Genomic DNA, 12,020 nt, shown 5'->3' on the forward strand with positions numbered 1-12,020 from the left:
GGAGGTTCTGGTCGGAGTGCTGACCCGGTCTGGCCGCGTGTCGGGCCGATCCGCTTGTGACCGTGGCTAGCGGCTCCAGAGTGTTCATGCACCGTCGGCATGTAATACGAACAGATGAATCACATGGCAGCTCGCCTCTGTAATCGGAGCTAAACGCCTTGTCGAGACCAATCTCTTTCGCGAGTAACGGATTTGCTGAACACGAACTCGGCCCGGTAAGCGCAACGGCGCCTTCGATAGAACGGTCATCTGTCGGTCCGTTCTCATAGACTTCCCTCGGCTTGGTCGCTTGGCAGAGTCGCGATGTAGGAGGTTCGACGTGGATGAGAACGTCCGGGGGCTGCAGGATGCGGTCGCCCACGCTGTTCGGAGTGGAGAGCGAGAGCTCAGCCAACTCGAACGCTCCGTAGAGGCGGTACTCGCGAAGTTCCAGGCAGCTGTGGCGGCTGACAGGGGCCAGGGCGACCAACTCATCGTGGATCTGTCGCAGTTCACCGCGGAGTTCGAAACCGATGTTCGTGGCCACCTAGATGCTCAACGCGAGCGCCTGGCCACCTTCAACATTGCCTTCTTCGGCCGCACCGGTGCGGGAAAGAGCACCCTGCTTTCTGCTTTCGGTGAGCTCGACGGTAGATATGTCTCACCCGGCGATAGCGACTGGACGACCGACGTCACCGAGATCGAGTGGCAAGGGTGCTCACTGTGGGATACCCCCGGGATCAACGGCTGGGGGCGGACTCAAAAGCGTGCCGAACTGGAGGAGACCGCACGCCAGGCCGTGGAAATCGCGGACGTCGTTCTTCTGTGCTTCGACAGCCAGAGCCAGCAGACCTCCGAGTTCGGCAAGGTCGCCCAGTGGGTGCAGGCCTACGGCAAGCCGGCGATCGCTGTGCTCAACGTCCGCAATCTTAGGTGGCGCCACCCGGCCAAGGTGAGCAGTCAGTCTGCGCGTCGCTCCCTGTCGCGCGCGGTCGGTGAACACGCCAACAACATCCGGACGGAGCTGGCAAAGATCGACTTGGGTGGCACGCCGGTGGTAGCTATTCAGAGCCGGCGGGCGCTCTTTGCTCGCGCGAAGGAACCATTCAAAGGTCCAGCCGTCAGCAATTTCAACTCGGACCGCGAACAGTTCGGAGTCGAATATCTCGCGGAGTGGTCGAACTTCTCTGTGCTGGAAAACCTTATTGCAGCGTCCATTGCGGAGGGTGGTGCAGAACTGCGTCAGACGTCGTTGCGGGAGGGGCTGCGCGGAATACTGGACTCGCGGGCGGCGCGACTCGACTCGATCCGACAGAAAATCGACCCTAGGATTCAATTCACGGAGAACCGAATCGATCAATTCTTCGATACTCTGGGGTACCCAGGGGGCGAATCTCGAGACCGGTATCTAAAGGCGGATGCCAGATTAATAACTTTCGTTGAACATGGACGTGGCAAGCCGTTCAGCGCGGCCTCCGCGGGAACGCTCAGCCGCCACTTCGACCACTTGCTGCAGTCGCACTTGTCGAGTGTTCGAGAGGCCACGCTGCGCCGGGCCGACGAGCTCGTCGATAAGGCGATCGACGAGAACACACAGTTCACTGACGAGGACTTTCAGTCCGTTTACTCGCCATCTGACCTGCAAACCGCCGTCGACAAGATATGGGCAGCAAAGACGGCCTTCCTTCAGCGCGAGATCGAGCTCGCCGTCTCGGAGGTGGTACCGGTCGTCGCTGAGACACAGACCGATGGCGTCGCGTTCGACGCCATATCCGGCACGAGCTCGCGCGCAGGCATGGCACTGCAGGGTGCAGGGCTGGCGGCTAGCGCGGCGGCGGGTGTGATTGTCGTCCCTTCTGTGGCGGCAATCTGGAATCCAGTCGGGTGGGTCGGAACGTCGACGGCCATCGGGTTGGGCGTGTTCGCCCAGGCGAGCAAATTTGTAGGCGGGCGACTGTCCAAACGTGGAGAGGACGGAAGAGCGGCGGCGCGCGCCGCAATCCAACGTGATTCGAGGTCGGCCGTACAGAAGACCTTCGAGTCGATCGAACAGGACCTGCGGCGCCAGAATGAAGTTGAAACCTGGAGCCTCGCAGCACCTGTTCTCGTTGAGCTGTTGAAACAGGATCTCGCGCTCCGGCGAAGCAGAACCGAGTTGGCGACCCTCGTTGATGCTCTGCAGAATCAATCGAACGCCATCACGCACTCGTTCGCGAGCCAAGACGTCCTGGACCGCGCAGCGAGACGCGTTCTTGGTTCGCGGGGCGTCAAGTCGGGTGCCGAAGCCGACGTCTGGCTTGGAGAGGACTGGTTCGAGCATAACGACGAACGTTCGTCGCAACAGTCTGAGGTGGATGCGGCACATCGTGCGACCTTCGCGGCACAACGCGAAACCGAGCGAGACCAACTGCGAGAGTGGCTCGCCGGGGTGTGGCAGGTTTCCTCTCAAAGCGCGGTGGAGGACTGGCTACATAGCGTTACGGAACAGCTGACCGCTAACGATCTCGAATTGGGAGAGGCAATTGCGCGGGTGACGCAAAACGAGCACCCCAAACCGTCAGTGGTAATCCTGGGCGACTACAGCGCCGGGAAGTCGAGCCTGGTCAAGCGTCTGCTGGTCGAAATGAGCGGATCAATCCCCGACGGCTTGCACGTCCGGGGCAGTGTCGCGACGAGCACAGTCAGCACCTACGAGCTTGACCACATCCGGCTCGTCGATACCCCCGGGTTCCAGAGCGGTAAGGCGGACCACGATCAGCAAGCACTCGAGGCGGCCGCGGGCGCTGCACTGGTCTTAGTGGTGGTCCATGTCAACCTACTGATCGGAGACATGGATCTACTCGAGCGAATCGTGAAGGGCACGGGCGAAACTGTCGCTAAGGACGGTCGGATTCTCTATCTAATTAATAGGTCTGATGAGCTTGGAGTGGATCCGACCTCGTCGCCCGAGGACTATCTACTCCTGAGGCGCAGAAAAGCGGACGAACTAATCGCAGCGCTCGGTTCGCGAGGAATTTTCGTTGACCAATCTGAGGTCCACGCTCTGGCGGGGGACCCGTTCGGTGAGGTTGGCGGCCGATTGGACGTCTCGCGAAGCGACTTCGACAGCAACCGCGATTGGGACGGTGTCGATCCAGTCGTGCGAACCCTAGACACCTTCTCGAGAAAGCAGTCGCAAGCAGGCAGGACGCGCGCAACTGTCGATGAGGTGTGCAACGCGTTGTTGCGGCGCAGAAAAGAGCTACTGCTCGAGGTGGCTGGTTTCGAGACCGAATCGGCGGAGGTCGGGGCAGCTATACAGGCGATTGCGAACGGCGAGCGCGACGCAGAACTGCTGGAAACTTCGATGCGCAACCGGCTCACCAGAATCTTGGAACCCCATGCAGACAGGGCGCGCATCAGTATTCGCGCTGCAGGGAAGGATGACATGGCGAAGCTCGGCGAACTTACGGCCGGTTGGCTGGCCGACCCCCAACTGACATCTGAGCTGGATCGGTTCAACCGAGGGGTCGCGCAGGACATCGATAGTTGGTTTGCAAAGCACTCTTCCTCGATTGAAAGGCAACTCAAAACGGTTGCACTGGCAGAAGGCGCGGTGCTGGGTGTCGAAGGTGCATTTGTCGGTGTGACAGAAGGCGTCAATGCTGCGAAGGTTGTGGCGGGGTCCGCACATCACTCGGCAAAGATCGCCAAGGCGATTGGTAAACGCGACACGATCTACGGCATAGGTAAGAGCCTGGGCGTCAAGTTCAAGCCATGGGGCGCAGTCAAAGCGAGTAGGCAGGTCGCGAAGGCTGGCCCCATCCTTGCTGCGATCGGCACCGCCGCTGACGCGCACGCGATGTATCAAGGCCACAAGGCTGGAAAAGGCCGAGAAGAATCCCGACGTGGTGCGATTAAGTTCGTAGATGACGCCGTCCAGACTGCCGAATCGAAACTACTGTTCGGCACCGACAACGACGGACCAGTTGCGGCCCTTCATGAGCGCTCCGGAGTCCTCGCAGAGCATCGACGCACACTCGAGAAAGAGAATCATGACCTACTGGCGCTCGTGGGCGCCGCGACTACGCAGATCGACCAGATGACCAAGCTGCTGGAAGCGGCTAGCGAATTATTTGCCAATGAACGGAGTGCACGGTGAACAGCTTAGTCGTCGAGGCAGCGAAAAAATGGCTTGATGAGGTGCCCGGTGGCCCTCTGTCGAAAGAGTTCGAAGCGCAGTGGGCTGAGTTCAATGCCGAACCGAGGCCAGTGGTCACGGTCTTTGGTTCGTACGACACCGGCAAGAGCAGCCTGATCCGCCGGCTGCTGGTCGATGCAGGGGCCGACGTGCCGGAATGGTTGACCATCAGCGCGCGGCACGAGACCTTCGAAGTGCGTGGCGTCGAGCTAGCGGGCTGCGTCATTCGGGACACACCTGGTCTCGCAGTTGGAGCCCAAGACGTTCGCGGGGAGACCAATACTCGGCTTGCGCAAGAAGCTATCGGACTGACGGATATAGCGATCGTGACGGTAACTCCACAGCTCGCCACGGGTGAACACGAGCAAATTCGTAAACTCATCAACAGCGGATGGCCGACCGACGGGCTATGGTTCGCAATTTCGCGTTTTGATGAAGCCGGTCGTGATCCAGACAGCGATCTCGACGGGTATCACGAACTCGCACAGCGGAAGACGACTGAGCTGCGTGAATCGCTTGGTCTACCAGACGACACGCCGGTATTTGTTGTCGCCCAGGATCCTTTTCAGTTTGCAGGAGCGGACCGGGACGTGGAGCGCGACATCTGGGATGACTCCCGCGAGTGGGACGGGATGAACGACCTGTTCGGGGCAATTGAGCGAGTCGGTCAGGACGGTGCGGGCCCTCTGCGACCGGCCGCGGAACAGCGTTTCTGGGCCCAAGCGGTGGCTTCGGTAGCTGACGAGCTTAGTGGTCAGCTGCCCGAATTTGAAGTGGCCGCGGCGGCAGCGCGTGACGTCGAAAGCCGTAGGGATCAATGGATGACTGCGCTGGCCGACGCAGATTCCGCTGCTAGAGCTGGTCTGAAAGGTGCTATCCAGGAAGCAATTCGGTTCGCATCAGTGAACCCAGAAAGTACGCAGGAGCAAATCGTGTCGGCGATTGAGTCTTCGCTCGACGAATGGTATCAGCGGGTTGGCCAGGCAGTTGATCTCCTTCTCCAGGACGTCGAGAAGTCAGCTGACCGTCGACGCACGGAGCCGTCGTGGCAGCGGCTCGACGCGTTGGTCGCGTCCGCCGTCGGAAAGCAGGCGGCTCAAGAGGCCCCGGACGTCACTCGCTTAGGGCCGATTCTCTCCAAGATGGGACCGAAACTCATATCGAACTTGATCGAGGTCGACCGTCTGATTCAGAAGCGCTCAGCACTTAAGACCACCTCTCCCCGAAACGCCCGTAGCTGGTCGCAGAGTGACATCGAGAAGGTTGGCAAGATGATTCTTCCTGTCGCGATAGAGATAGCTAGGTTGATTGACGACCTGCGTTCCAAGCGTGCAACGGCTAATCATGCACGCGAGCAGGCGCGAGCGTTGAATGATCAGCTCGAGTCCGACGCCACTGGGGTCGCGCTGGGCGAGTGGCAGCAAATCGTCGATCAAGCACAGGAAGCCATTGAAAACGTGACAGCAGAAGCAGAGCTCGCCCCGAGTCTTAGTGACGAGGTCGAAGAAATCCGCAAGGCGATCACCGGTGCTGACGAGATTTCCGCTTAAAGTGCTGGAACGTTGACGCCTTCCGAGAGTGGACTGATAGGAGATGTGAATGGAATCAGACCGCGGCGACGATAATCTCGAGGACGTCGTTCCGCAAGTAGTTAATTGGAACGCGGTATGTGATCCTGCCGAAGGCATTACGTCGAAGGATCGTGACCGAATCGCAGACCTTGCATACCGAGGGCGGTGGAAGGATCTCATTGTTGCGATCGATTCAGTCGAGCCCTATGACGTTCACGCAGGGGTGAATTCGACCAGGCTCGGGAGTAAGTCGAACTTCACGCCTTTGCATCAGGCTGCTTGGGCAGGGAACGCGGAGGCGTGCAGTGCTCTGATTGAGCGCGGAGCATGGCGGACTGTCCAAAGCAGTGATGGAAAGCGGCCGATAGACGTTGCTGTCGAGCGAGGGCACGTCGCGTTGGAGCGCATCCTGACGCCGCAGCCGATTTACAGTCCTGGTGGCGAAGCGATCGAACAACTTCAGCGCGGCCTCGACTTTGTTCTGAATGCAGAGCTGTTGCGTTGGCGGAAGTTCCCGCTGCACTATCCGCAAGTGGGTGTTCTCACCGAGATTGCGGAACTATCCCTCTGGGTTGGGGTACCCGGAATGTACGGCGGATTTCGTATCACTCTTGAACGGGGTCCAAGTCTCCACGTCGACGCATCGAGCCGTATGGGTGGGTCCGAGCTGTACCGTGTAAATCTGAGCGGCATCGACTTTCTTGGCCATGAGGGTTACTAGCCTCTTTAGGCGCCGTCGTCAGGAGCGATCGCGAGCCACGTCCGGAGTGATTGCCTGAAGGCTTCCATCGGAGTCTGGTCGCCGCCCGAAAGCGCGGCGATGATTGCTCGTATGGGTATCGGGTGCACGTGCACCTCTGCAAGACGTCGACCGCCGGGTTCAAACCGAATGGTTCGTGGTGCTTCCGATCCCATGCTGGGGTAGATCAGCATTGAGCGCGGGACCGGACCCCAGCCGGGGTACGCCTGAGCATAGGTCGTGAGCTGGTACAGATCGTTCGGCGAGAGCGAATTGCCATCGTAGCGTTTGTACTTGGCGTCTATCGCGCACGAGCGAAGGCCATCAGAGATTAGTATGTCAGGACGTATTGCGAAACTCCCACTGTCGGATTTGAATACGCTCAAATCCTTAGCCTGAGGTTCGGCCACCAAGCCTCCAGGCAAAGTCTGCTGAACCAACGTCGTGACGAAACGCTCAAACAACAAGTTCATGTCGACCAGAAACGCCTGTGCCCGTGCATGTCCAACGTCGAACATGTTGTCTAGGAAGCTATTTTCCAACACGGCCAATGACCAGGTCAGCGCAGTTCGATAGCGTTCGTTATGCCGATCGTATTGCAGCGTGCGCCGCACGACTTCAGGACTCGGTGGCGGCGTTGGGGCAGACCCGAAGAAGTCTTCGTACACCCGGCCGGTCGCCGTCCGTCCCTCGGCGTTGGACGTGAGGCGTCGGGCCACACCGAGAGCGGCTGCCGTGACCCTATTTTCGAGGATGTCCGTGTCAAACTCTTCGTAGTTGCACGCGAGCGTGTCGAGCACGCCGAACTTTCGCAGGGCTTGTTCCCGGACGTTGAGGCGGCCTCGCATGTAGGGGAGATCGTCCTGGGCCGATCTGTAGCCGGCGAGTAGTCCCTGCCGATGCACATCGTTTGCAGCATCCGTCAGGAAGCGGGCCAGTAGCTCAGGGAGGGAATCGGCTTTGCCCGGCGAGTGATGATTCTCGAGCGAGTCGAGTACATCGTGCGAGTTTCCCTCTGCGACTGCAATCATCGCGAGCACGTCGAGTTCGCTACCGGCGAGCTTTGGGACGACCCTCAAGGGCCCAACCCCGGGGACGTCAACGGAGCCAACCCACTGCGTGGCGGTAACTTCGACACGGCCAGCAGCCAACCAGCGCAGCTTGACCTTGCTTTTTAAGCGGTCTGCTGCAGCGGACATTTCGTGCTGGCGCGAGGGCGTAGCCTCGAAAATATCGCTCTCGTACTCAGTTAGCGTCCTCATAGAGGGTTAACGACCCCGTACTCGGCCGCTAGCAGATCCACCAACTGTTCGTCGTCAACCGGTACCAGCCGCTGACCGGGAGCGTCGACGAGCGTTTGCCCGAGAAACTGTGCGAGCTGGGCGTAGTCGTCGTAGACCAGTTCCTGCAGCAGAGGGATCACCTCCAGGCGCACGACCTGTGCGAAATCGATGGGGTCGCTGATTGGCTCGCCGCGGTGCATGAAGTAGGCATGACCAATTTGGCGATCGCGCCCGGCGTACTCGGTGATCCTCTTGTTGAGCTCATCGAGAAAGAGGTCGAGCGCCAAAATGGTTGAGCCATAGGAGGCTTGACCTTCGAGCACTGACGAGTCGGGGAGTATCTCCTCGAACGCAAACCTGCGACGCAGCGCAGCATCGAGGGTACGAATGGAACGATCTGCTGTGTTCATTGTGCCGATGATGAACAGATTTTCGGGGACTGAGAACGGCTCTTGGCTCGTTGGCAGCAAGACCTGAGTGCCACGTTTGTCTGCTTCGATCACTGTCATCAGTTCGCCGAAAACTCTTGGCAGGTTTGCGCGGTTGATCTCATCGATGATCAAAAAGAACGTCTTCTCCGGCGACTTGGCAGCGTTCGCGCAAACAATCTTGAAGATGCCGTCAATGCGCGCAAGCCGAAGTCCGTCGGCATCGCTTGAGTCCTCGATTGGCCGGTACCCCTCGACGAACTCTTCGTAGGTGTAGGAGGCGTGGAAAGTCACTGGCGTAACGGTTCCAGGCGTCGACCCGTCGCTGTTCTGTTCGCCATACCATCGGGCGAATCGCACAGCGCTGTAGGTCTTCCCGGTCCCAGGCGGGCCGTAGAGGATGAGCTGCTTCTTACGTTCAATCGCCTTGGCCCACTGTGAGTACCGGACCTCCTCAGCATCGGTATAGTCAGGTAGTTCGGCGGCTATGTTCTTCGCTGCCTGATCTGATCCATCGTTCTCCAGGATGCGTGCTACGTCTTTGGCGTTGAGCGTTTGAAAGGTGCTGCGCCAGCCCCCGAAACCCGGGTCGAGCTTCCGGGCATGGGTGGTATCCCAGTCGACCGCGACTGTGTGTCGATACTGATCACGGTCAGGTAGAAATTGGTAGCCGTCTGTACGCACAGTTCCGACGCCAAGGATCTCGGTAGTTCCCCGATTAGCAACGACGTGGTTGCCCGGCTTCAAGTTCCGAAACTTCCAAATGTTCTTGGCCGCCAGAAGGTTCTGGCGGTCAGTGTTCTGTGGGTAGGTGCGGGCGAACGCCTTCGAGAACTCGTCGAACGTGTCATACAGGGACAGGTCGCCCAACTCATCCCAGCCGATGCAGATGTACTCGCCCTCCAAGCAGTCTTGCCAGGCAGACGCCTGCTCACCGGGGGCGACTTTGAGGTAGACGCTCGACTCTGTCTGGTTGCCGCGACCTCTAGCAGAAGGCGGCTGCCAGCTCTCGAGAAGGATCATTCGCTGGAATCCGTCGACGCTTGAAAGATCCGGGTAGGTCTGCAGCGCCGCGTTCAGAGCTCTGTTGAGTGCTATCGGAGACTGATCGGGCTCGATACCGAGCGCACGGGCGTAGTGCCTCAGCCGGGACTCCGCAAAGACCGGCAAAATCTCGTCGGGGAAGTAGATGTGCAGAGCCTTCAGCACGACCATTGGCCATACGCCTGTGACGCTTAGTGTCGCTGCCTCGGCCCACTCGCCAGCCGCAGCAAGGTCGAACAGTGCTGCGAAGTCCGACCTGATGCTGGACCATGCCTCATCGAGCGTGGCGAAGTTCTTCGGGAACTTCCAGTCACCGTCATTGTGGTAGAAAATGCCGAACTTGTAAGCGCTGCCGCCTGAGATGCTCCCGATCTGCTTCGTCGCGGTTTCGAGCGCGTAGCTGAAGCTCTGCTTCGAGGACGCAGTGCCCAGCGCATACCGATTCAGGTCGAGAGTCGGCCAATCAGCAAGGGGAAAGCGCGTGACCACTGATTCGCGCATGGCCGCAACGGATTTAAGTTCGATTTCCGAACAGTGGTGTAGTCCTTGGGTGATGGCCTCGTCTAGCTCCAACTTCGACCCCTTAGAGATGCGACCAGATGCGGTCTGCCTGATGTCATCCTTGCGATCCTTCGACTATCGCCTATTGCGCGCTGCGTGTGGGGGAGATCGGGCATTCTGGTCGTTCGCGAATCCGCTCGACTACAGCTGGTAAGAAACAAGTTCACCCAGAACAGTCGCGGCCCCAGTTTGATCCGCCATGCGGGCTGCGAGCGTCTGGCGTGCGAGTGACTCCGGCAATGCAGCTGAGAACTTCAGTCCACGCAACGCGCGGGTGTCGATCGAAGGAAGTGGGCGTGTGTCCAGGGTCCGGATGGCAGAGAGCTCGTCCTTGATCTCGACCACCGACAGATCCGTGTGCAAACGAAGGGACTCTACGCCGATTCGTTGGCGCGCGGGTACGAGTTTCGGAGCCCAGGCAGCAAGAGTCCGATTGGCCTTTGCACCAGCCCAGGTCCACCAGCGCCAGTCGCCGCGGTCATCTCGTTCAATGACGAAGGCGCCATCGGTTACTTGCCCTGACCTACTTGCTCGTAGGTCGTCCAAGGTAGCGACCGCCCGCCGGGTCAAAGTGACGCCAGCCGGGTTCGACCCAAGCAGGACTTCCCGGATACCGCGGGCTATTTCAAAGGAAGCCCCATCAGGCACGGACATCCACTTCGCTCGTCCGCCGATCGTGGTCGCCTCCACGTAAACATGTCGGCGATTCCAATCGATGTGAGTGACTTTCCACGATCGGCCGGCTAGAAGCAATACACGTGGGCCTTCGACGTCGTCGGTGAGCACACTCGTTTCGACGGCTCCGATCTCGTTGCGTCCTGCGTACACGGTGAACTCGGGCGCGGCGGTGAAGACCGCGAGGAGGTTCATGAAGTGCCTTCTACCGAAATGCCTTTCGGCCTCCGCGCCGATAAAGGCACTACCTGCGTCGTGCTCAAGGAAGCCCTCGTCGAGGAGGAAGTCCATGATCTGCTGGGAGTCATCGCCGAAAAGGGGGAGCGAGCCCCACGTGGATTCCCAGTCGGTGAGCGGAACTCGTCGGGTTTGCAGGGCGGCCGCGAGGATTTGTTGGGCAGCGATATGTCGCGGTTCGGGCGTCGGAGTCACGGGCTCCACCCATCCGGTCGACCAGCAGTGGAGCATACCCAGCACCTCAAGAGTCGAGGCATCGCTCAGGCAGAGAAAGAGGCAGTTCCGCGTCGAACCAGCGCGGCGGCCGGTGCGTCCGAGGCGCTGCAGAAATGACGACACTGTGCGAGGTGCGTTGATCTGGATCACCCGGTCGAGGTCGCCGACATCGATGCCGAGTTCGAGTGTTGATGTCGCGACGATGACGCAGTCGCGTGCTTCCGCGAACGCTTCTTCAGATTCGCGGCGCTCGGCCGCAGACAACGAAGAATGGGAGATGAACGTGGTGACCCCGCGCTGGCGCAGCTGAGATCCGAGTTCCTCTGCCAACCGTCGAGAGTCGACGAATACCAAGCGCTTTTCTCCAAGATGGAGGGACGCGATAATCTTCGCTGCGTTCTCTGTGCTACCGACGGAATCGACCGTGATGTCCGGAACCACCATGGCGCCGTCAACAGCGGGGGACACGACGAGACCAGGTCGCTTGGCTCCACCCTGCAACCACCCCAGTAGTTCGTCTGGATTGCCAACTGTGGCCGACATGCCGACCCGCTGGAGCTTACGGCCTAGCAGAGACTCAAGCCGTGCAAGTACTGCAAGCAGATGCCAGCCACGGTCGTCGCCAGCGAATGCGTGGACTTCATCCACGACCACCGCTTGAACTCCGCCGAGAAGTTCAGCGGCATCGACACTTTCGGACACAAGCATCGATTCAAGTGATTCTGGTGTGGTCAACAGGATGTCCGGTCGGTCGCGTTTGATCCTTCCGCGCAACGACTGGGCGACATCACCGTGCCACGTCATGGCGTCACGCCCAAGCCACGCTGCGTATTCCGCCAGCCGAGGTTGCAGATTATTGAGCAGTGCCTTGAGCGGGCATATGTACAGCACCGAAATGCCGGTCCAGCGTTCCGATTGCATTCGAGTGAGCAGCGGGAACATCGCTGCCTCGGTCTTACCGCCGGCCGTCGGCGCGAGCAGGATCGCGTCTGATCCACCCACGATCGGTCCGGCGGCATCTTCCTGCAACGGCCGCAATCCCGGCCAGCCGAGCGAGTTCACAACATGGTGCTGGAGTACCGGATCGAGCAGATCGAATCCCGCCAT

Annotated in this window: 6 protein-coding genes; 3 read left to right on the forward strand and 3 right to left on the reverse strand. The window is 59.7% G+C overall.

Annotated elements, in window-relative coordinates:
* Positions 1-319 precede the first annotated feature (319 nt).
* Genes WIMU1_RS06295 through WIMU1_RS06305 form a run of 3 tightly spaced genes read left to right on the forward strand, consistent with a single transcriptional unit; the run spans position 320 to position 6,451 of the window.
* Entirely contained in the window at positions 320-4,120 is a 3,801-nt protein-coding gene (locus WIMU1_RS06295) for a GTPase (RefSeq protein ID WP_062795539.1), read from the forward strand.
* Positions 4,117-5,709 (forward strand): GTPase domain-containing protein, encoded by a 1,593-nt coding sequence (locus WIMU1_RS06300; protein WP_062795540.1) that lies wholly within the window; start codon positions 4,117-4,119, stop codon positions 5,707-5,709. Before WIMU1_RS06295 ends, WIMU1_RS06300 begins: the two co-directional genes overlap by 4 nt.
* 49 nt (positions 5,710-5,758) lie before the next feature.
* Positions 5,759-6,451, forward strand: a complete 693-nt coding sequence (locus tag WIMU1_RS06305) for an ankyrin repeat domain-containing protein (RefSeq protein ID WP_062795541.1) — start codon at positions 5,759-5,761, stop codon at positions 6,449-6,451.
* Between the two features lie 5 nt (positions 6,452-6,456).
* Here the strand turns inward: WIMU1_RS06305 and WIMU1_RS06310 are convergent, their stop codons facing one another.
* The 3 genes from WIMU1_RS06310 to WIMU1_RS06320 all read right to left on the reverse strand — a co-directional run bounded on the left by WIMU1_RS06310 (position 6,457) and on the right by WIMU1_RS06320 (position 12,020).
* Complete coding sequence (locus tag WIMU1_RS06310) at positions 6,457-7,668, reverse strand: McrC family protein (RefSeq protein WP_169805131.1); 1,212 nt, start codon at positions 7,666-7,668, stop codon at positions 6,457-6,459.
* 59 nt (positions 7,669-7,727) lie between these two features.
* Entirely contained in the window at positions 7,728-9,797 is a 2,070-nt protein-coding gene (locus tag WIMU1_RS06315) for a DUF8426 domain-containing protein (RefSeq protein ID WP_062795543.1), read from the reverse strand.
* A gap of 129 nt (positions 9,798-9,926) precedes the next feature.
* Positions 9,927-12,020 carry a DEAD/DEAH box helicase gene (locus WIMU1_RS06320; protein WP_062795544.1) on the reverse strand — a complete coding sequence of 698 codons (2,094 nt, stop codon included), beginning with the start codon at positions 12,018-12,020 and terminating at the stop codon, positions 9,927-9,929.

Source organism: Williamsia muralis NBRC 105860 (assembly GCF_001598915.1).
Classification (GTDB): Bacteria; Actinomycetota; Actinomycetes; order Mycobacteriales; family Mycobacteriaceae; genus Williamsia; species Williamsia muralis.

Bases quoted from the DNA above. Each gene is read 5' to 3' on its own strand.
- WIMU1_RS06320 (WP_062795544.1), bottom strand. From the start codon at position 12,020: ATGGCGGGATTCGATCTGCTCGATCCGGTACTCCAGCACCATGTTGTG.
- WIMU1_RS06305 (WP_062795541.1), top strand. From the start codon at position 5,759: ATGGAATCAGACCGCGGCGACGATAATCTCGAGGACGTCGTTCCGCAA.
- WIMU1_RS06310 (WP_169805131.1), bottom strand. From the start codon at position 7,668: ATGTCCGCTGCAGCAGACCGCTTAAAAAGCAAGGTCAAGCTGCGCTGG.